The organism is Rhodoferax sp., assembly GCF_025354435.1.
Taxonomy (GTDB): Bacteria; Pseudomonadota; Gammaproteobacteria; order Burkholderiales; family Burkholderiaceae_C; genus Rhodoferax_B.
Window position 1 is genome coordinate 1 of record NZ_JANXMU010000016.1, and the last position, 21,234, is coordinate 21,234.

Here is a 21,234-nt window from a genome sequence, read left to right on the forward strand (position 1 = left end):
CCACCATCTCCAGATAAAAAGTGCCGCTAGCGCTGATGAAATAGGCGGGCACAGCTCCTAAAACAATAGCTACTGTGTTTTTACACAGCCTTCGGCTATAGTCGCTGCATGGCCAAAGACAAAACCATCTACACCTGCAATGAATGCGGTGGCACCTGCCCCAAGTGGCTGGGCAAGTGCCCGCACTGCCAGGCCTGGAACACGCTGATCGAATCCGTGGCCGAGCCGGTGGCATCGACCAAAAACAACCGCTTTGCCGCGCTGGCCAAAACCGCCGAGGTCATGGCCCTGGCCGACATCGAAGCGACGGACATGGACCGCACGCCCACCGGCCTGGACGAGCTGGACCGGGTGCTGGGCGGCGGCATTGTGGAGGGCGGTGTGGTGCTGATTGGCGGCGACCCCGGCATCGGCAAATCCACGCTCTTGCTGCAGGCGCTGGATGCGCTGCAACGCTCCGGCCAGAAGACGCTGTACGTGACCGGCGAGGAGAGCGGGGCGCAAGTGGCGCTGCGTTCGCGCCGCTTAGGGATTGTGAACAGCCAGGTGCAGGTGCTGGCCGAAATCCAGCTGGAAAAAATTCTCAGCACCCTGCAAACCCACCGCCCACACATCGCGGTGATCGACTCGATCCAGACCGTGTATTCCGACCAGCTCACCTCGGCACCCGGCTCGGTGGCACAGGTGCGCGAATGTGCGGCCCACCTGACGCGCGCGGCCAAGGCATCGGGCGTGGCCATCGTGCTGGTCGGCCACGTCACCAAAGAGGGCGCGCTGGCCGGGCCGCGGGTGCTTGAGCACATGGTGGACACGGTGCTGTACTTCGAGGGCGATACGCACAGCAGCTTCCGTCTGGTGCGCGCCATCAAGAACCGCTTTGGCGCAGTCAACGAGATTGGGGTGTTCGCCATGACGGAGCACGGCCTGAAGGGCGTGAGCAACCCCAGCGCCATCTTTTTGAGCCAGCATCCCGAGCCGGTGCCCGGCAGCTGCGTGATGGTGACGCTGGAAGGCACGCGCCCGCTGCTGGTCGAGATCCAGGCGCTGGTGGACAGCGGCGGCCCCAGCCCACGCCGCCTGAGCGTGGGCCTGGACAAGGACCGCCTGGCCATGTTGCTGGCCGTGCTGCACCGCCACGCGGGCATCGCCTGCATGGACCAGGACGTGTTCGTCAACGCGGTGGGCGGCGTGCGTATCAGCGAACCGGCGGCTGATCTGGCGGTGTTGCTGGCCATCACCTCCAGCCTGCGCGGCAAGCCGCTGCCCAAGGGCTTCATCGCCTTTGGCGAGGTGGGTTTGGCCGGTGAAGTGCGCCCCGCGCCGCGCGGGCAAGAGCGCTTGAAAGAAGCCGCCAAGCTGGGTTTCAGCGTGGCCATCGTGCCCAAAGCCAACGCCCCCAAGAAGCCCATCGAAGGCCTGACCATCCACGCGGTGGAGCGTGTGGAGCAGGCGATGGAAGTGGTGCGGGGGCTGACCTGAAGTCTTAACGTGAAAGTTAGTTGGCGACGGCGCGCACGGTGGTCAGTGCCGATGGCAGGTCCGCTCGCTTCCATGCCTCCATGCCGCCGCGGTACCACAGCACATGGGTGTAGCCGGCTTGCCTGGCGCGCAGTGCGGCGTTGGCGGACAGCCAATTGCGCCCGTTGCCAAAAATCACCAGCGGCCGGTCGGCATTGGGTGCCAGTAGTTTCAGCAGTGCGGTAAACCGGCTGTGGAATGCAGACGCCAGCTCCGGGGCATCAAAGGCATTGCCGCCAAAAAACAGGGTCGACGTGCTGGGGATGGTTTCTTCGGCACCGCTGATGTCGATGGCCGCAGGCGGCGTATCGGATTTCAGCATACGGGCCAGCTCCTGGGTGCCGACCGTTTGCACACCTTGTACTTGCATCAGGGGCATATCCATAGGCTTCTCGATGCGGTAGACCTGGGCCGTGCCAAAGCCGCCACCAAACTCTTCGCTGGCATAAAACTTTTCGGTCGGCACCTGGAGCTGCGCAAGCTTGGCACGGTGCTCTGCCTCAGCCTCGGTGTAGAAATGCCGCAGGTCAAAGCTATTGGCCATTTCTGCGGTGCATAGCTGCACGGGCCGGTCCAGGATATGGTTGCAGCTGTAGACCGCCGCCAGTACCGCGTTGGCAATACTGGGCTGTTTGGACGACCATCCCGCTCCCGCACCGGCGTCGCGCACTGCCAGTGCCTTGCTGTCGTCGAGGCCTTGCAGGGCGGTCACGTTGTCTTTGCAACGCGCGCTGATGCAGTGCTGCTGGGCGACGGCTTCCAGGTAGGCGGCGGGGTTGGCCAGCAGCACCGTTTGCGCACGGCCCAGCAGTTGGGTGGATGGCTGGAACGCACTCGGCAGCACCAGCGTGACCAGGTCGTTGTGGGTGATGACCCCCAGGCTGAGTGCATCCGTATCCGGGTACGGCGTGCAGTCTTTGGGAAGTGTTTGGCCCGACTTGCAGTGAAAGATGGGTGCGCGGGGGTTGCGGATGTTGTCCGGCACCACCATCAACCCGTTGCTGTCGTCCATCTGGTAGAGGGCGGTGTTCACGATGCTGGCGTTGAACTTTGTCCCCATGGCGGTTTTCAGCAGCGCATATATCTCGGGGTTGGCCTGCATCTGCAGCGATCCGTCGCTACCGTTGTGAGCGCCATGGATGCCGATGTAGGTCCAGCCAGGGTCGAACGCGTTGGAAAACCGCCGCTCTTTGCCGCCCATGAAAAGCAGCGAGCATGCAGAGCTGCAAGAGCCTGCCGCCACGGTGTTGTAGCCCTTGTTGGCAATCAGCTTGCTGATGCGCAGGCCATCCCACAGACTACCCCCTGGCGAGTTGACCAGCACCACGGTGTCGATGGCGGGGTCGGTAAAGGCCTGGTTGAAGTTCAACCAGTCGTCGCCGCCCACGATGTCAGTGGCAAATAGCTGGTGGCCTCGCTTTTCAAGCGTCATCCCGTGTGCGTGGAGCGACAGCAGCATTCCAAAAATAGTCAAAAAAGCGCGTATCGATCGTGTCATAGGCTGGCCGGTGGCCTCTTGTTTGCAGTGTGAGTCTCAAAAGACTGTACTCCCAGCCCAGTTTGGCCAAGGTCTCCAAGAAGCCGATCGAGGGTCTGACCATCCACGCGGCGGCCCGATTGCTGGAGTGCGTGGATGCCTCCGGGTGTTTGAAAAATGCAGTTTGCCGGGCTACTGCCGCGCCGACCGTCCCGCCACCACCGCCCCCAGCACCATCAGCACGCTGGTGGCCAAAAACACCGCCCGCATGCCGATGTGCCCACCCACCAGCCCGCCCAGCAGTGGCCCGGCCACCTGCCCGGCGTACTGCGATGAGGTGGCGTAGCCCAGCACGCCGCCCGCTATGGCGGCTGGCACGCTGTGGCGGATCACGCTGGTGATGCAGGGCAGCAGCCCGGCGAGGGCTGCGCCCATCAGCAGCGGTAGCACAATGAGCTGCCAGACATCGGTGACAAAGGCTTGCGGCACCAGCAGTACCGCGGCGGCCAGCAGGCAGCCGACGATCACCCGGTGGTAGCCCACGCGGTCGGCCAGCTGGCCCAGGCGCGGTGCGGCCACGATATTGCCCAGGGCACCCGCCGACATCGCCAGACCGGCATACCAGGTAACCGGCCCCTCGGGAGGCAGCAGCTGCGCGATGTAGACGGTGATGATGGGCTCGACCGACATGTGCGCCAGGGTCAGCAGTAGCCCGGTGAGCAGCATCGCCAGCACCGGGCGGCGGTCGGGAATCTGCGCCCACAGGCTGGCGCGCGGGGGCTGTACGCCGGAGGTCGTGGGCGGGCGCACCGGGCGCTGCTCCTTGATCAAAAAGCAGGTGGCCAGAAAGGCGATGAAGATCACCCCGCCGGCCAGGAAAAAGGTGGCGCGGATGCCGATCAGCGGCGGCAGGCTGCCACCCACCAGCGGCCCCAGCAGGTTACCCGCCATGAAACCCGACGACAGCGTGCCCAGCGCCCAACCGGTGCGCGCCTTGGGTGTTTGCGTGGCCACCAGCACCATCGACCCGGAGGCGTAGCCGCCCACCAGTCCGGCCAGCAGCCGCAGCCCTACCAGTTGCCAGGCGGTGGCGACCACGCCGATCAGCCCCATGGTGATGGCCATGCCCAGGCTGGCGCGGACCAGCATCAGCTTGCGGCCATAGCGGTCGGCCATGCGGCCCCACAGCGGTGCGGCCAGCCCGGCGCTGAGGAAGGTGGCGGCAAACGCCGCGCCCGACCACTGCGCCAGCGCTGCGTGGCCCTGTACGCCCAGTTGCTCCAGGTACAGCGGCAAAAACGGCAGCAGCAGGGTCATCGCCACCCCGGTGGTGAAGGAGCCAAACAGGCAAACATACAGGTTGCGCTGCCAGTGGGGAAATTCGGCATCAACCGGCAGGGGCATGGTGAGGGTGGGCATGCTTGAAATTTTAGGAGTGGCAGGCCCCCGCCACGCTGCCGATTGGCGATTGCCGCCCCCGCCATCCACGGGGGCTGGGCTGCGAAAGCAGCATGGTGTGGTGGTGGGGCGACCAGCCCGTAAAATTGAATGCTCAATCCCCCACAACGCCCAAGGAACCGCAATGTCCCCGCTACCCCCTTCGATGTCAGACCGCGACGGCAAAATCTGGATGGACGGCCAGATGGTCGAGTGGCGCGATGCCAAGATCCACGTGCTGACGCACACCCTGCACTACGGTTGCGGCGCGTTCGAAGGCGTGCGGGCCTACAACACGGTCAACGGCCCGGCCATCTTCCGCCTGCAGGAGCACACCGAGCGCCTGTTCAACAGCGCCAAGATCCTGCGCATGCAAATCCCGTTCACCCAGCAAGAAGTGAACGACGCGCAGTGCGCCGTGATCCGCGAAAACAAGCTCGAATCCGGCTACCTGCGCCCGCTGACCTGGATCGGCGACAAGAAGCTGGGCGTTTCCCCCAAGGGCAATACCATCCACCTGATGGTCGCCGCCTGGCCCTGGGGTGCTTACCTGGGCGAAGAGGGCATGCGGCGCGGCATCCGCGTAAAGATTTCCAGCTACACCCGCCACCATGTCAACATCACCATGACCCAAGCCAAGGCGGTGAGCAACTACACCAACTCCATCCTGGCCAACATGGAAGCCGTGGACGACGGCTACGACGAAGCCATGCTGCTGGATGCCAGCGGCTTTGTGTCCGAAGGCGCAGGCGAAAACCTGTTTGTGGTCAAGGGCGGCGTGGTCTACACCCCCGACCTGTCGGCCGGTGCGCTGAATGGCATCACCCGCAACACCGTGTTCTACATCTGTAAAGATCTGGGCCTGGAAGTGGTGCAAAAGCGCATCACCCGCGACGAGGTCTACATCGCCGATGAAGCCTTCTTCACCGGCACCGCCGCCGAAGTCACACCCATCCGCGAACTCGACCGCATCGAACTCGGCCGCGACGACTACGTCGGCAGCCGCGGCCCGATCACCGAAAAAATCCAAAGCGCCTTCTTTGACATCGTCAACGGCCGCAACCCTAAATATTCACATTGGCTTACAAAGGTCTGAACATGTCCATCGAACTCCTAGCCAAAGACCTGAACGCCCAAGGCGGCGTGTTCTGTCCCAGCCAAAAAGCCCACATGGCCCTGTGGAACAGCCACCCCAAGGTCTACCTCGACGTAGCCCACACGGGCGAGGCCAAGTGCCCTTACTGCGGCACCGTCTACGCACTGAAGGCCGGTGAACACTTCGGCGGTGGCCACTAATTCCCTCGTCATCGCCCCCCAATGGATTGGGGACGCGGTGATGACCGAGCCGCTGATGCGCCGCCTGCAGGCGCGGGGCGAGCGGCTTACCGTGGGCGCGCTGCCCTGGGTGGCGCCGGTGTACCGGGCCATGCCGCAAGTGGCCGAGGTGGTGGAGTTTCCGTTCCAGCACGGGGGGCTGCAGTGGCAGGCGCGGCGGGCCATGGCGGCGCAGCTCCAGGGCCGGTTTGACGCGGCCTATGTGCTGCCCAATTCGCTGAAAAGCGCGCTGATTCCGTTTCTGGCGCGCATCCCACGCCGTGTGGGCTACTTCGGTGAAGCCCGCATCGGCCTGCTGACCGAGCGGCTTAAAAACCCGCCGCGCGATGAGCGGCCGCCGATGGTGGCCTTCTATTCCGCGCTGAGCGGTGAAACCGGTTTGGACGGCGACCGTCCGCAGTTGAAAATGGACCCGCGCGTCGTCGCGCAGTCTCTGTCCGATCTGGGCCTGCAGCCGGGCGGCTATGCGGTGTTTGCGCCGGGGGCCGAGTACGGCCCGGCCAAGCGCTGGCCCGCCGGCCACTTTGCCGCCCTGGCCCAGGAGCTGGACGTGCCGGTGGTGTTGCTGGGCTCGGGCAAGGAGCGGGCGCTGTGCGAAGAGATCGCCGCACCGGTCAATGCAATGCGTCCGGGCTGGGCCCTGAACTTTGCAGGAAAAACGACGCTAGCCCAGGCTTTGTCTGCGATAGCAGCCACTAAAACCATAGTGAGCAACGATTCGGGCCTGATGCATGTGGCCGCCGCCTTCGGTGTGCCGCAGGTGGCTATTTTTGGCTCCAGCAGCCCGCTGCACACACCGCCGCTGAACGACCGCGCCCAGGTGCTGTGGCTGAAAAACGATGCCAGCTACCAGCCGCCGCTGGACTGCGCGCCCTGCTTTCAGCGCGATTGCCCGCTGGGCCACACACGCTGCCTGGTGGACGTGACACCGCAGCGGGTGCTGGCGGCGCTGTAGAACAGCGTTCTCACATCCAGCCTTCCGTTTCCACGGAAAGTCTTTCTTGCCCGTGGCTGAAGACCAGCCGCTGGGCGCTGACCTTGATAACCCAGGTTTCCTGCGCGTGCGGCGCCACCACGGTCAGGGCCTGCGGGTCGAACACGGCAGCGCAGAAACCTTCCGGGCTGCGCGCCGAGGGGTAGCGTATCCATTGCACCGGCTTGGCAGGGGCCAGCGCCAGCGCGGCCAGGGCCTGGCAGGCGCGGATGTCGGTGGGGTGCTTCCAATGCGCGGCCAAATCGTTCCAGGGCGGGCTGTCCAGGTTCAGGCAGTGGCCGGCCACCACGGCGTGGAACAGGGCGTAACTGCCCAGCAGCGCGCAGGGCTGCAGGCCCTCGCTGTCCACCAGAAAACGCCAACGCCAGTAGCCGATTTCGGCACAGGCCACCTCGGGGGAGTCGGCGCCGTACCAGATCCCCGGTGCCTGGGCGGGCCGAAAGCGCGATGGGTAGGGGGCGGTAAAGCGAAACGGCGTGTTCAGCAAGGGGTGCAGGTGCGCGGTATCGGGCGGCAGGGGCGGCAGGCTGTCGGCCAGGATCTGCTCCAGCACCAGCAGCTCATCCAGCGTGTCGACCAGCCGCAGCGTGGCTACGGCATCCAGGGAGTCCACGGCGCGCCAGACATCGCTTTCCAAACCATGCTCGTGCTCCGCCAGCGACTGGGTGATCCAGTCGGGGTCGATGTCCACCGGGCTCATATTTTGGTCCGCATGCTGTCCAGATAACCGGTCACGAGGACCAGGCCTTGCACGGTCTGCATCAGTTCTTTGGGGGTGCCGTTCAAGGCCTTGTTGTGGCTGGTCAGCCAGGCGAGGCGGCGCTGCGGGTCGTTGCCCACCATCGCGTCCAGCGCGCTGAAGGCCCGCACCAGCAGTGCGGCCAGCTCGCCTTCCTTGCTGTTGGGCTGCAGGGGCCGGCCGCCCATGCCGATGCGCGAGATCGAGGCTTCGCTCAGGCCAATCACCTTGCCCAGCACCGTGCCGGTAAAGCCCAACAGGGTGGCGGCTTTCAGGGTGGCTTTGGCCAAGACGATGCCGGGGTCAGGCTGGGTGGTCGGATTGGGCGCGGTGGCGAGCATGGACATTCCTGGAGTTTCACATGAAATAATATCAATAAATTATGCAATTTGCAAGCAATTGCTTCGACCCGGTCGCTTAGTACACGTATGCTATATTTTTAGTAGCTACTTGTGCAGACGGAATAAGAGCTAGCGGCTTGTTGGATGCCTAAATACGGTCAATCCGCAAATACCGTCTGGTTGCGTCCCGCCACTTTGGCCTGGTAGACGGCGGTGTCGGACTGGTGTACCAGCCGTTGCAGCAGCGCCGGGTCGTGGGCCAGGGTGGCGGTGGCCACGCCGATGCTGACGGTGATCGGTTGGCCGCCGTCCTGCAGGCTGCGCACGTGTTCGTGCACCCGCAGGGCGGTGTGGGCGGCGCCCGGGCGGTCGGCGTTGGGTAGCCACAGGGTGAATTCTTCGCCGCCGTAGCGCACGGCCAGGTCGCTGCTGCGGATGCTGGCCTGCAGCTGGCGGGCCAGGGTGGCCAGCACGAGATCGCCTTCGTCGTGGCCGTACTGGTCGTTGACAGCTTTGAAGTGGTCTACATCCACCATCAGCACCGAGGCGCAGGCACCCGGCTCGGCCAGGGCCTGCCAGTGGGCGACGGCCTGGGCCAGGGCGCGGCGGTTGCCCAGGCCGGTCAGGGGGTCGGTCTGGCTGAGTTCGGCGAGTTCACGGTTTTCCGACTCGACCACGTGGGTGTGCTGGGTCAGCTTTGCGTGCATGGCCCGCAGTTCGGCATTCGCCAGGGCCAGGTCGGCGGCCAGGGTTTGGGCCCGGGCGCGGGCCTGCACCAGCTCGGCTTCAAACCGGCTGCGCTCCAGCGCCACAAAAAACACCCAGTAGCAGCCCTCGGTACCACCGTCTGGGCCGTCTTCACCGTACAGGCCGCGCTGGCAGTTGACCATCACGGGCACGCGCGGACCCTGCGCGCCGCACAGGTGCAGGTAGATTTCGCGCACCCCGCCCTGGTTGAGCATCATGGGCCAGACGTGGGTTTGCAAAAAGATGCGGCTGGCCGGGGGCATCAGCATGTCCATGGTCTGCTGCAGCCACTGCGCCTCGGTGCCGCCCACCACCGCCAGCAGGTCGGCATTGGCCGCCAGGATCCGGCCATGGATATCTGTCACCAGCACAGGGCAGGGCAACTGGTTCAGCGGTGCCGCGCAAGCTTGGGTGTCAGGCGGCAACAGGTTGTGCATGACGGAGGTAATTCCGGATCGCAGCGATGACCTCGACCGGGTGGCTCATGTGGCCGCAATGGCCGGTGATGTCTAGCACTTGCAGCGTACTGCCTTGCAGATGCTGGTGCAGGTACTCGCCCACCGATGGCGGTGCCAGCGCATCCACCCGGTGCTGCAAGACCAGGCAGGGCCGGGTCACTTTGGGCAGATCAGCCCGGTGGTCAGCAAAAAAGGTGGTTTGGGCAAACACCCGGGCGACGACCGGGTCGGTGGAGCAAAAGCTGTCGCTCAACTCGGCGGTGGACACACTGGCTGCGGCACCACCGGCTTCGCCCGATGCGACAGGTGCCAGGTACTGCGCCCAGCCGATGTAGTTTTGGTCCATCAGCTCCAGCAGGCCTTCCAGGTCCTCGCGCTCAAATCCGCCCAGGTAGCCGGGTGGGTGGTTCAAAAAGCAGGGCGAGGGGCCCAGCAGCACCAGCCGGTCGAACAGACCTGGCAGGGCAATCGAGGCCAGCATGCCGACACTGCAGCTCACCGAATGGCCGATAAAGGTTACGCCGCTGTGCAGGCCCAGCGCGTCGCAGACTTCCAGCAGGTCTTGCGCATAGCCGTGCAGGCTGCTTTAGCGCTGGCTGTCAAACGCCGCCAGGTCCGACTTGCCGCTGCCCACGTAGTCGAACAGCACCTGCCGGTAGCCGTCGGCAAACGCCGGGGTGATGCGGCTCCACATGGTTTGCTGGCAGCCAAAGCCGTGGGCCTACAGCAGCACCGGGTCGCTGTCGCCCAAGACATGCACATTGTTGCGTTGCAGGATGTCCAAAATGCACTCCGAATGCCCTGTGGATAAGCCCTCATCCTAACGTAACAATACGCAACATCAGCGAAACCTATAGCAGGTCAGGGATGCCAGCACCCCCCAGTTTTATCCGCGTACGGCCGCTGGATAGTCGGTGTAGCCCTCGGGTCCCTGGCTGTACCAGGTGGCAGGTACATCGGGGTTCAGTGGCAGGCCATGGGCGAAGCGGTAGGGCAGATCGGGGTTGGCCAGAAACGGGCGGCCAAAGGCCACACCGTCGGCCTCGCCTGCGTCCAGAGCGGCCTGGGCCCGGGCCTGGCCGTAGTCCGAGTTGAGAAACAGCGGGCCGCGGAAGGCCTTGCGGATCACCGGGTGCACGGGGGCCCGGTCGGCTTTGCCGAAGGTGCCGTTCAGCGGCGGCTCGCGCAGTTCCAGGTAGGCCACGCCCACGCCGTCCAGCGCCCGGGCGGCGGCCCCGAACAAGGCCTCGGGATCGCTGTCGTTCGCACCCTGCGAGTCGCCGTTGGGCGACAGGCGCACGCCGGTGCGTCCGGCCCCGACGGTGTCGGCCACGCGCTGGGTCACTTCGGTCAGCAGGCGGATGCGGTTTTCTACCGTGCCACCATACGCGTCGTCGCGCAGATTGCTGTTGTCACGCAGAAACTGGTCGATCAGGTAGCCATTGGCGGCGTGCACCTGCACCCCGTCAAAACCTGCCGCCATGGCGTTGCGGGCGGCGTGGGCATAGTCGTCCAGCAGGCGCTTGATCTCGTCCAGGGCCAGGGGCCGTGCTTCGGCATAGCGCTGCTTGCCGCTGTAGGTGTGGGTGTCGCCGGGGGCCGTGGTGGCCGAGGCCGAGACCGGCTGCGCGCCGCCCAGAAAGCTGGGATGCACGATCCGGCCCATATGCCAGAGCTGCATGTGGATGCGCCCGCCCGCGGCGTGCACCGCGTCGGTCACCGGTTTCCAGGCCTCGACCTGCGGGGCAGTCCAGATGCCGGGGCCATAGGGCCAGCCCATGCCTTCGCGGCTGATGCCGGTGGCCTCGGTGATGATCAGGCCCGCCGTTGCCCGCTGCGCGTAGTAGGTGGCCATCATCGCGGTGGGCACATGTTCGCGGGTCGCCCGCCCGCGGGTCAGGGGTGCCAGCAGGATGCGGTTGGGGGCAGTGAAGTTGCCGATCTGGATGGGGTCGAACAAGGAGGGCATAGGGGCCATTTCAAAAAGAGGGTTGTACCGGTAGGGACAGGCCGCACGCGGGCGGGCCTGTGTACTTTAGGTGGGGGGCTGCGGGGGTACCGGTAGGGCCTGGAAATGAACCGCTGTGTTGGTGGATTGGAAACAATCGTGTGTCCAGACCTTTGCCACTCTTGCGTCAGTCCCCGTAAGACGCAAGCTCGATCAGATTGCCATCCGGGTCGCGAAAGTACACCGAGGTGATCGGCCCCAAGGCTCCGGTGCGTGGCACCGGGCTTGGCTCGATGGCTCCATCGCAGAGCCCTGCGAAAGGGGTCCGGTGGTCTGTCTGCATGGTTTCACGTGAAACGGAAATTTGCTATTATTTAAATAGCTACTAGCGTAGGCGCTAACTACGCTAGAGGCATTTTTTACTTAAATTTTGCCGTACGTGTTCAAGCCAGCTGCTGGTCGGTCGAAGGCCGCTTCCACAGGTTGATGCCGCCGTCTACTGCGTGCTGGTCGATGGCGGCCAGTTCGGCGGCGCTGAAGTCCAGCTTCTGCAGGGCACCCACCAGTTCCACGATCTGCTCGGGGCGGCTGGCTCCGATCAGGGCCGAGGTCATGCGCGGGTCGCGCAGCACCCAGGCGATGGCCATCTGCGCCAGGCTTTGGCCGCGGGCCAGGGCGATGTCGTTCAGCGCGCTGACGTGGGCCAGGTTTTTCGGACTCAGGTGCTCGCTCTTGAACGAGCCGCCACCGGGCTGGTTGATGCGGGCGCTGGCGGGAATGCTGTTGAGGTATTTGTTGGTCAGCAGGCCCTGGGCCAGCGCGCTGAAGGCGATGCAGCCCATGCCGTTGTCGGCCAAGGCATCCAGCAGGTCTTCTTCGATCCAGCGGTTCATCATGCTGTAGGACGGCTGGTGAATCAGGCAGGGCACGCCCATTTGCTTGAGCAGCGCGGCAGCTTCGCGGGTTTTACCGGCCGAGTAGCTGGACACGCCCACGTACAGCGCCTTGCCCTGCTGCACGGCGCTGGCCAGTGCGCCCATGGTTTCTTCCAGCGGGGTGTCGGGGTCGAAGCGGTGCGAGTAAAAGATGTCCACATACTCCAGGCCCATGCGTTTCAGGCTTTGGTCCAGGCTGGACAGCACGTATTTGCGCCCGCCGCCGCCCTGGCCGTAGGGGCCGGGCCACATGTCGTACCCGGCCTTGCTGGAGATCACCAGTTCGTCGCGGTAGGGCCGGAAGTCGCGGCGCATGTGCTCGCCAAAGTTGCTCTCGGCGCTGCCGTAGGGCGGGCCGTAGTTGTTGGCCAGGTCGAAATGGGTAATGCCCAGGTCAAATGCGGTGGTCAGCATGGCGCGCTGGGTGGCCATGGGCGTAGTGTCGCCAAAGTTGTGCCACAGGCCCAGGGTGATGGCGGGTAGCTTCAGGCCGCTACGTCCAGTGCGGCGGTATTGCATTTTGTCGGCGTAGCGGTCGGCTGCGGCGTGGTAGCTCATGGGTTTTGTCTCCGGCGTGTTGTGGATAGGGTTGCAGCATTCTAGGGAAGAATGCCTGCATTCGTGCGCGCTCCGCACTATCTCTGGGCCGGGTGCACACTGCGCAGCGCTGGAGCTTGCACGGCGACTGAGCCAATAAAGTGGCCGTCGGTTGCCACGGGCCCGCTGTGGTTGGCACCGAAATCGAGCGCCCATACCTGGCATGTTGCCAGTTGTGCCCCTAGCTGTGGGGACCATTCGGTCAAGCCCAGGCCCAAACACTTCAGGCAGGCTTCAAACTGCGTCCACGCCTGCATAAACGCGACCGGACAGTCCGTCGCAGGGGTAGCCTGCAGCCAGGCGGTAGCCTGCGGACCGAGGTAGTCGCGCGCCACGCAGAGCCAGTCCGGATAGGCTTCGGCAGCGTTTTCTATGCGCACCACATCGACCCCAACGCGCGCACCCTGGGCAATGGCGGCCAGGCTGAGTCCCGGGGCGTGGCTGACAGACAGACCCAGGCGCTCCCGTGGCGCATCCACCGCAATGGCCTGGCTCGGTGGTGACACCAGCGCGATCGATGCGGCCGGTTGGTCCAGGAAGGCCCCCAGCGTCTGGCGAAGGGCATCGCGCACCAGCCCGCGGGCTACCGTACGCTGCGTGGTGACCGGTGTGGCCACGCCGACGACTGTGAGCGCCTGGACCGAGCGGATGTCCTGCAGCGCCACGGGCAGGCTGTGCGGCCCGCTCCGCACCGCCAGAACCTGGGTGGCGGGCAGCATGTCAGCTGCGGGCAGGAGCCGCAGGGCAGCCCTTCCAGCTGGTGGCAGCGGGTATGAACTCACCCTTCATCACCAGGGTCAACGCGCCGAGTTGGGCGTTGTCGGCCACCACGGCGCTGTACAACACCGCACTGCGCGGCCCCATGTACACCCGCTGGCCGATGGTGACATGGTCGATCTTCATCACGCGGTCTTCGAACAAATGGGTCTGCGGACATGCCAGGGCGTTCAATTCGCTGTAGTCGCCGATCGACACACAATCGAATTCCGTGATGTCGGTGGTGTCCAGATACACCCCTTTGCCGATATGGCAGCCCAAAAAATTCAAGGCCACCGGGAGTAACGGGGTTCCGCGCAGGTAGCGCAGGAAATTGGGCACCGCAATGCCTTCGTACAAATTCGTGATGGCCTCGGACAGCCAGACAAACGGTGTCCACATGGGGGTACTGCATTTCTTGTAGCGCCGAATGAACAACCACTTGAGTGCAGCGACGAAAAAGAAGGTGCCCACGCTATAAAAAATAGCGGCGGTGGTGAGGTAGACCAACACGGCCATCCAGTTTTCATCGCTGGCGAAGGGCATGGCGTTCAAAATCACGACATAACCCACCGCTGTGACGATCGCGTGCGGGGCAACGATGCGAAAAGCCTCAATGGCTCCGCGCGCCAGGCGGCGAATGGGCGAAGGCCGGTAGGTCAGACTTTCCGCAAACCCGCTGGTGGTTTCGCGCGCGGGCAAATGGATGGGCGGTGACCCCAGCCAGGTCTGGCCGTCTTGCATCAGGTGGTTGGCCGGGACGGTGGAGTGCACGCCGATCAGCACGTTTTCTGGCAGCACCGTGCCGTCGGGAATGTAGGAGCCGTTGCCCACAAAGCTGCGCCGGGACACCACGGTGGCTTGCATCGTCATCCAGCCACCACCGATGTGCTCATCGCCCAACATCACCGCATCCGCGATAAAGGTTTCGTCGCCCAGGGTCAGCATGTCGGGCACCAGTCCCAAAGCCGAAGAAATTTCGGCATCGCGACCGACCTTGGCCCCCAGCAAGCGGTACCAGATCGGCGCGTAGACGGTGGCGTACACGCCGTGCAACACGGCCAGGCTGGATTCCTGGATCTGGCTGACCAGCCATTTGGCGCAGTACAGATTGCTGTGTACCGGCCAACTGCCGGGCTTGAGGCGCGGCAAAACCGTCCAGCGGATACCGGCAGAAAGCAGTGCCGTACACACTACCAACACACCGGTGGCGGGGAAAGCCAGTACAAAGTAATTGACCAGCTGAAACCACACGCCGGTGTTTTCCAGCAGAGGAAAAAGCTCTGTGTCGTCGATCCAGTCGATCAGCATAAAGCTGGGAAATACCGGCAGAAAAAACAGCGTCGCAATCAGCAACGCGCCCAGCACAAAATAGCCCCCCTCCAGCACCCTACGCGCGCGGGAAACCGTGGGCCGTGGGCGGCGGGTGGCGTGGTCGAAGGCACCTGTATCTGCGGCCGGGGAGCCGCTCCAGACGCGGCCCGCAGGCAGTGCTTTGCCGTCGCTCAGTGCCGACTGGCCTCCAAGGTGGCCGTAAGCACCGATCTGCGTGTTGCCTTCCAGCACGGCATAAGACCCCACACCGGCTTCGCGCTGCAGCGTAATGGGCCCCAAGCGCAATTCGCCATGCTCCACGCGCGCGTTTTCAAAATTGACCGCGTTGCCTATGCTGACGCCATCCCCCAGTACCAGCAAATCGGGTGCCCGCAGCGTGATCGATCCGATGGTGACATCGCGCCCGACTTTGGCACCCAGGGCGCGCAGCCACCAGCTGTACATGGAGGAGCCACTGAGCAAGTAAGTGGGCGCGGACTCTATCAGCCTATCTGCCAGCCACCATCGGTAATAGGCCCACCCCCACAGCGGATAGCGCCCGGCCTTCAGGCGGCCGACGATCAGCCATTTACCGGCAATGGCAATGGCGAACTCCAGCAAGGTTGACAGCAAAAACGCCGCTACCGAGGCGGCGATCGCAATGGCTATCGAGTCGCCAGGCTCACCGGTAAAAAAATGGTAGGTAAAGAAGGGTGCCATCCATTGCGTCATGCTCAGGGCCACCAGTCCAGGGACTGCCGCCGCCTGCGCTGCACCGCAGGTCCAGCGCTTTAGGCGAGAGGGGGGCAACCAGCTGACATCCACGCTTGCCGCCGCCGCGTGGGGCTGGCCCAGCACTCCGGCAATACCGCCCACACTGCGGGCCTGGTAGATGTCGCGCACGGTAATGTGCGCGAATTGCGGGTTGGCGCGCAAGGCGGAGGCGAGGCGGGCGGCGAACAGCGAATGGCCACCCAGATCGGCAAAAAAATCCGCCGCGCGGGTGATGGGCTGCCCGGGGAAAAGCTGGCGCAACGCCGCAAACAAGGCCTCTTCGGCAGGTGTTTCAGGCGACTCGGAGCCATCGGCACCTCGCGGATGCTCCGCCAGCGGGCGGGCTTTCAGAGCGTTTCTGTCTATCTTTCCGGAAGTCAGGCGCGGCATCTCGGCCAGTGCTTCGAAGTAGCCTGGGACCATGTAAGAAGGCAAGGTTTTCGAAAGTGCAGCACGCAAATCACTGTGGGGTATGCGCATCCCGCCCTCCAACACCAGGTAGGCAATCAGCTGGTCGATACCGTCTTGGGCACGCAGCACAACGGCCACCGTGCCGACGCCAGGTTGCTGCGCCAAAGCGGCCTCAATCTCGCCAAGTTCAACGCGAAAGCCTCGGATTTTGACCTGGTCGTCGGTGCGGCCCAGGCATTGAACCAGGCCATCGGCACCGATACGGGCCAAGTCGCCTGTGCGGTACAGGCGCGCGTCGTGGGCGTGGCATGACCATGGATTGCGCAGAAATTTTTCTGCTGTCAAATCGGGCCGACCCAGATAGCCATCGGCCAGACCGGGACCGGTAATGCAGAGTTCTCCCACCTCGCCACGCGGCATCAGCTGCAAGCCGTCTTCCAGCGTGGGATGGATGACCAGCAGGCCATAGTTGGGCAGTGGCCGCCCGATGGTCACGGCTTCGGTAGCCTGCAACGCGGCCAAGCTGGCGGACACGGTGGTCTCGGTCGGACCATAGGTGTTGAACACCTGGCGGCCGGGTACGGCCCAGCGCGCCACCAGCGATGGGGGGCACATCTCGCCGCCCAGGTTGATTACACGCAGGCCCGGTACATCCTGGTTAAAAAGCGCCAGCAGGGTGGGCACCGCGTGCAACACCGTGATGCCGTTTTCCACCAATGCCAGCGGCAAGGCCTCCGGATCAGAGGCGACCTCTTTGGGCGCTATCCACAGCGTGGCACCCACCAGATAGCTGATCCATATTTCCTCAAACGACATGTCAAAGGCGAGCGAGAAGCCTTGGTAGACGCGGTCTTTGGCATGCACCCCCAAGACCGAGTTTTCACTGCGCAAAAAGTGGCAAATGCTGCCCTGGTTGATCTCGATGCCCTTGGGCTTGCCCGTCGATCCCGAGGTGTAAATGACATAGGCCGGGTGCGACGGCAAGACACCCGCCCGACGCACCTGCACGGGCGTGGACTCCAGCAAAGATTCTGCCGTCCACACCGGGGTGCGCATTGCCGCCAGCCGCGGCAACCAGTCCTGGCAGCTGACCAAGCCGACGGCACCGGCATCTTCCAGGCATACCGCAATGCGCTCCACCGGCGTATCGGCATCAAAGGGTAGCCACGCGGCGCCTGCCTTGGCAATCCCTGCTTGCATAGTTAGCACGCTGATGCCGCGCGGCAACCACAGACCCACGCGGTGGCCGGGGCGTACGCCTGCCGCAATCAAGTGGGAGGCTATCTGGTCCGCCCGCGCATTCAACTCCTGGTAATTAAGCGTGTTATCGCCAAACACCATTGCCAGCTGCGTTGGCGTGCGCAGGGCCGTCTCTTCCAGAATGTCGGCAAGTACCTCCTCGCGTACCAAATCCGGTCGGCTCTCACCCCAGAGAATGTCCGGATGGGCCAGGTTGTGGAGGGTGGGCGGCGGTGGGGTAGCGAGGGTGGGCTGGGAATCGGGAGACGTGAGGAGCATAAAAAATCGTGGGCCAAAGTCGGAAGAATTTTTTGCCGGGAAGAATAACAGGTGTGAATGGGGCTGGCCGGGACCCCTGGGTGGTCGCGGCTAAGTGCTATGGGTTGCGGCGCACGGGTGGCGTAGGCCGTGGTGGGGGTGCAACCGATTGCTACGACCCCTATTGCACCGCATGTGGACGGGGTGACTGTACGCCCACGCGAAATTTCCTTGCCGCCCGGGGGGGCGTCAGTTCAGCACGGCAACTCGATCACGAAGCAGGCACCGTCGCCTTCGCGGCCTTCGCAGCGCACCGTGCCGCCGTGGCGCTCGGCGATGGACTTGACCAGGGCCAGGCCCAGGCCGACACCGCCGTTGGTTTCGCTGGCGCCGGGCAGGCGGTAAAACGGCTCGAAGATGCGTTGGCGCAGCGCGGCGGGTACGCCGGGGCCTTGGTCGAACACCCGCAGCACGGCGTATTTGCCATGCCGCTGCAGGCTGACGTTTACCGCGCCGGTGGTGTAGCGGCGGGCGTTTTCCAGCAGGTTGCGGATGGCGCGGCGCAGCAGTTTGGCGACACCCTGGACGGCAAAAATCTGGTCTTCCGCACCCTCTTCGCCCACTTCAAACGCGGCATCCATCCGAGCGCATTCTTCGGCTACCAGACCGATCAGATCGACCTCTTCGATGGTGCCCATGTCGGCCTCTTTGGCATCCAGGCGGCTGGCCAGCAGAATTTCTTCGACCAGCTGGTCTAGCTCGGCGATGTTGCGGTTGATCTCGTTTTTAAAGGTGGGCGAGGGCTTGGAGCCCATCAGCTCAATGCCCATGCGGATGCGTGTGAGCGGGCTGCGCAGCTCGTGCGAGGCATTGGCTAACAGCGACTTTTGCGACTGCAGCAGGGTTTTGTGCGAGGCCACCAGGGTTTCAATCCGCTCGGCTGCGGTGTTGAAGCGCTGCGCCAGCAGACCGGCCTCGTCCTCCCCGTGGATCGGCACGCGCACCGACAGATCGCCCGCGCCCCATTGCTCCACGCTGCGCTGCAGCGATTCGAGCCGGCGGGTCAGGCGGCGGATGATGGGGTACATGGCCAGCGCCATCGCCAGGCCTACCAGGCCCAGCGTCCAGAAGAAGCCAAACGGGGGGCGCAGCCAGGCCGCGCGGGTGGGGCGGGGCAGGTGCACCAGCAGCTTCTGGCCGTCTTGCATCAGCACCACAAACTCGGGGCCGCGGCCCTGGGGCGCATCGGGTCCGGGCGGTGTGGCGCTGGACTCTTCGGCATCTTCGGGCTCGTCGGGGGCGCTGGCCGCTATGTGCGGATAGCGTTCGCCATCCGGCCCGCGGGTGATGCTGCGCAGCCCGCGTGAGGTACCTTTGCCAATGATTTCGCCGGATTTGTTGCGAATTTCCAGATCGCGCAGTGGCGGGTCGGTGGCCATGCGCCAGGCCCAGCCCACCAGCAGCGTCAGCACCGCCACGGCTAGCAGCACGGCCAGCCAGATGCGGACGTACAGCCGCTGAAGCATATTCGGGAGGGTAGGTTGCATGGGAGGATGCTAAAGGATCAGAACAGAGCCGTCTGCCTCAGGGCGAGCGAAGCAAGGCCTGTTAACGAACAGCGCAGAACTGGCTTTGCCAGGCTGCTGCTGTTGCCCCCTGCAAGGGGGGTGGCGCTACCACACACAGTGGGCAAGCCTGGGGGTGCTCCATCAATCCTGTTGCTTTGCAAATACGTAACCCGCACCACGCACGGTGACGATGCGGCGGGGGTTCTTCGGGTCGGCTTCGATGGCGGCGCGGATGCGGCCCATGTGCACGTCGATGCTGCGGTCAAAGGCTTCCAGCTCGCGGCCGCGCACGGCTTCCATAATCTGGTCGCGGGTCAGCACCCGCCCGGCGCGCTCGGCCAGGGTCACCAGCAGGTCAAACTGGTAGGCGGTCAGATCGCAGGCCTGGCCGCTGACGGACACCGAGCGCGCGTCGCGGTCGATCTCCAGCGTGCCAAAGCGCAGCACCTTGTGTGGTGTGGCGGTGCCGTCCATGCGGCGGCGCAGGATGGCTCGGATGCGGGCCAGCAACTCGCGTGGCTCAAAGGGCTTGGGGAGATAGTCGTCGGCACCCAGCTCCAGGCCGATGATGCGGTCCAGCGGGTCACCCTTGGCGGTGAGCATCAAAATCGGGATCTGCGACACATCGCCCGAGGTGGTGCGGATGCGGCGGCAGACTTCCAGGCCGTCCATGTCGGGCAGCATCAGGTCCAGGATCACCAGCTCGGGCCGGGTGGTGCTGGACGGGCCGTTGAGCATGCCCAGGCCGCCATTGGCCGTGGGCGAATGTGCCACGGTGAAGCCAGACTGGCCCAGGTACTCGCCCACCATACCGGCCAGGCGGGTATCGTCTTCGATCATTAGCAGGTGTGCGCTCATGGGGTGTCCATCGTGGTGTCGGGTTGCAGAAGGTAAATCGCTTTGTAAAGACAATAGTGCGCCTTTGGAAGCAAGCCCGGTTGTATCCACTGTAAAGTTGCGTAAACACTTTACAATCGATTTGCTCCTGAAATAAGAGCTAGTTGCGCTTATTCCATATGCGCTGGCGGTGTTTTTATCCTTGAAGCTAACCCCACCAGGACCAGCACTGGCACACCCAGCAGCGCCGTCATGGTGAAGAACTGGCTATAGCCGTAGGCATCCACAAACCACCCCGAGAACCCGGCCAGCCACTTCGGCGCCAGCAGCATCATCGAACTGAACAGTGCGTACTGCGTGGCCGAGTACTTCACATTCGTCAGGCTGCTGAGGTAGGCGATGAAGGCCGCCGAGGCAATGCCGCCAGCCAGGTTGTCGGCCGACACTACCCAGATCAGGGCCTGCAGATCGTGCCCTTGGCCGCCCAGCCAGGCAAACAGCAAATTGGTGGCCGAGCTCAGGGCTGCGCCCAGCATCAGCACCCGCATCACGCCCAGGCGCATCGACAGCACGCCGCCGATGAACGCGCCCACCAGGGTCATGATGACCCCGAAGATCTTGGTCACCGCCGCCACCTCGTCCTTGGTGTAGCCCATGTCCACGTAAAACGGATTCGCCATGATGCCCATCACCACGTCGCTGATGCGGTACAGGGCGATCAGCGCCAGGATCAGCGCGGCCTGGCCTTTGTAGCGGCGCAGAAAGTCGGCAAACGGCTCGATCAGCACGCTGCGCAGCCATTCGGCGGCGTTGCGGGCGGCGGGCATCATGATGCGGGCGGGTTCGCGGGACACCAACACGGTGACCACGCCCACCAGCATGCTGGCGGCCATCACCAGGTAGGCGGTTTGCCATGCGCCCGGTTGGTACAGCGGTGCCCCGGCCACCTCGGCCCGCGCGGCAATCCACAGCACCCCGGCTCCGGCCCAGATCATCGCTAGCCGGTAGCCAGTCTGGTAGGCCGCCGCCAGCGCTGCCTGGCGGTCGGTGTTGGCCGATTCGATGCGGAACGCATCCAGCGCAATGTCCTGCGTGGCCGAGCCAAAGGCCACCGCCAGCGCACACCAGACTACGCGGTTTAAATCCAGTTGCGGGTCGGTGCTGGCCATGCCCACCAGGCCCAGCATGATGGCCGCCTGCGCCAGCAGCAGCCAGCTGCGGCGCCGCCCCAGCAGCCGGGTCAGCACGGGGATCGGCAGGTGGTCCACCAGCGGGGCCCAAACCCATTTAAAGCCGTAGGCCAACCCCACCCAGCTCAGGTAGCCAATCGTGGTGCGGTCAATGCCGGCCTCGCGCAACCAAAAGCCCAGCGTACCCAGCACCAGCAGCAGCGGCAGCCCGGCCGAAAAGCCCAGCGACAGCATGCGCAGCGTGGCGGGTTCTTTGTAGACCTTGAGGGTGTCGATCCACCGGGTGGGCGGGGCTTGTTCGGGCATCGGGGAGGAAATTGCGGAGCTAGCGGGTCGTGGTTGCGTCATCCGGGAATAATAC

Annotated in this window: 17 protein-coding genes and 1 pseudogene; 4 read left to right on the forward strand and 14 right to left on the reverse strand. The window is 64.3% G+C overall.

The window, feature by feature from the left end:
• Nucleotides 1-108: 108 nt before the first annotated feature.
• On the forward strand, nt 109-1,479 hold the full coding sequence (radA, locus tag Q0T48_RS04005) for a DNA repair protein RadA (protein ID WP_295952750.1): 1,371 nt from the start codon (nt 109-111) through the stop codon (nt 1,477-1,479).
• Nucleotides 1,480-1,495: 16 nt separating this feature from the next.
• On the opposite strand, the gene Q0T48_RS04010 is transcribed toward radA, so the two are convergent.
• Nucleotides 1,496-2,950, reverse strand: a complete 1,455-nt coding sequence (locus Q0T48_RS04010) for a rhodanese-like domain-containing protein (protein WP_295952752.1) — start codon at nt 2,948-2,950, stop codon at nt 1,496-1,498.
• Nucleotides 2,951-3,187: 237 nt separating this feature from the next.
• Nucleotides 3,188-4,414 carry an MFS transporter gene (locus Q0T48_RS04015; protein ID WP_295952754.1) on the reverse strand — a complete coding sequence of 409 codons (1,227 nt, stop codon included), beginning with the start codon at nt 4,412-4,414 and terminating at the stop codon, nt 3,188-3,190.
• A gap of 163 nt (nt 4,415-4,577) precedes the next feature.
• On the opposite strand from Q0T48_RS04015, the gene Q0T48_RS04020 reads away from it, so the two are divergent.
• Genes Q0T48_RS04020 through waaF form a run of 3 tightly spaced genes read left to right on the forward strand, consistent with a single transcriptional unit; the run spans nt 4,578 to nt 6,722 of the window.
• Nucleotides 4,578-5,528, forward strand: a complete 951-nt coding sequence (locus tag Q0T48_RS04020; protein ID WP_295952757.1) for a branched-chain amino acid transaminase — start codon at nt 4,578-4,580, stop codon at nt 5,526-5,528.
• Between the two features lie 2 nt (nt 5,529-5,530).
• The gene (locus Q0T48_RS04025; RefSeq protein WP_295952761.1) at nt 5,531-5,728 is read left to right on the forward strand and encodes a zinc-finger domain-containing protein; all 198 of its coding nucleotides are present in this window, start codon (nt 5,531-5,533) and stop codon (nt 5,726-5,728) included.
• The gene (waaF, locus tag Q0T48_RS04030; protein ID WP_295952764.1) at nt 5,718-6,722 is read left to right on the forward strand and encodes a lipopolysaccharide heptosyltransferase II; all 1,005 of its coding nucleotides are present in this window, start codon (nt 5,718-5,720) and stop codon (nt 6,720-6,722) included. Before Q0T48_RS04025 ends, waaF begins: the two co-directional genes overlap by 11 nt.
• Nucleotides 6,723-6,732: 10 nt before the next feature.
• Here waaF and Q0T48_RS04035 read toward each other — a convergent pair whose 3' ends face one another.
• From Q0T48_RS04035 to Q0T48_RS04090, 12 genes and pseudogenes are all read right to left on the reverse strand, one after another.
• Nucleotides 6,733-7,461, reverse strand: a complete 729-nt coding sequence (locus Q0T48_RS04035) for an RES family NAD+ phosphorylase (protein WP_295952766.1) — start codon at nt 7,459-7,461, stop codon at nt 6,733-6,735.
• Nucleotides 7,458-7,841, reverse strand: a complete 384-nt coding sequence (locus tag Q0T48_RS04040) for an MbcA/ParS/Xre antitoxin family protein (protein WP_295952770.1) — start codon at nt 7,839-7,841, stop codon at nt 7,458-7,460. Before Q0T48_RS04040 ends, Q0T48_RS04035 begins: the two co-directional genes overlap by 4 nt.
• A gap of 158 nt (nt 7,842-7,999) precedes the next feature.
• Nucleotides 8,000-9,025, reverse strand: coding sequence for a sensor domain-containing diguanylate cyclase (locus tag Q0T48_RS04045; protein ID WP_295952774.1), 1,026 nt, complete (start codon nt 9,023-9,025; stop codon nt 8,000-8,002).
• Nucleotides 9,003-9,626 (reverse strand): alpha/beta hydrolase, encoded by a 624-nt coding sequence (locus Q0T48_RS04050; protein WP_366887927.1) that lies wholly within the window; start codon nt 9,624-9,626, stop codon nt 9,003-9,005. Before Q0T48_RS04050 ends, Q0T48_RS04045 begins: the two co-directional genes overlap by 23 nt.
• Nucleotides 9,627-9,932: 306 nt before the next feature.
• Complete coding sequence (locus tag Q0T48_RS04055) at nt 9,933-11,015, reverse strand: alkene reductase (protein ID WP_295952776.1); 1,083 nt, start codon at nt 11,013-11,015, stop codon at nt 9,933-9,935.
• 166 nt (nt 11,016-11,181) lie between these two features.
• Nucleotides 11,182-11,292, reverse strand: a pseudogene (locus Q0T48_RS04060) (VOC family protein); the annotation flags it as partial.
• Nucleotides 11,293-11,437: 145 nt separating this feature from the next.
• A complete protein-coding gene (gene mgrA, locus Q0T48_RS04065) occupies nt 11,438-12,487 on the reverse strand; it encodes an L-glyceraldehyde 3-phosphate reductase (protein ID WP_295952777.1) in 1,050 nt (349 codons plus the stop codon).
• Between the two features lie 77 nt (nt 12,488-12,564).
• A complete protein-coding gene (locus tag Q0T48_RS04070) occupies nt 12,565-13,245 on the reverse strand; it encodes a 4'-phosphopantetheinyl transferase superfamily protein (protein WP_295952780.1) in 681 nt (226 codons plus the stop codon).
• 1 nt (nt 13,246) lies between these two features.
• On the reverse strand, nt 13,247-17,299 hold the full coding sequence (locus Q0T48_RS04075) for a Pls/PosA family non-ribosomal peptide synthetase (RefSeq protein WP_295952783.1): 4,053 nt from the start codon (nt 17,297-17,299) through the stop codon (nt 13,247-13,249).
• 233 nt (nt 17,300-17,532) lie between these two features.
• Nucleotides 17,533-18,825 carry a HAMP domain-containing sensor histidine kinase gene (locus Q0T48_RS04080; RefSeq protein WP_295952786.1) on the reverse strand — a complete coding sequence of 431 codons (1,293 nt, stop codon included), beginning with the start codon at nt 18,823-18,825 and terminating at the stop codon, nt 17,533-17,535.
• A 162-nt stretch (nt 18,826-18,987) separates the two neighbouring features.
• Nucleotides 18,988-19,704 (reverse strand): response regulator transcription factor, encoded by a 717-nt coding sequence (locus tag Q0T48_RS04085; RefSeq protein ID WP_295952787.1) that lies wholly within the window; start codon nt 19,702-19,704, stop codon nt 18,988-18,990.
• A gap of 149 nt (nt 19,705-19,853) precedes the next feature.
• Nucleotides 19,854-21,221, reverse strand: coding sequence for an MFS transporter (locus Q0T48_RS04090; protein ID WP_295952790.1), 1,368 nt, complete (start codon nt 21,219-21,221; stop codon nt 19,854-19,856).
• Between the last annotated feature and the right edge of the window lie 13 nt (nt 21,222-21,234).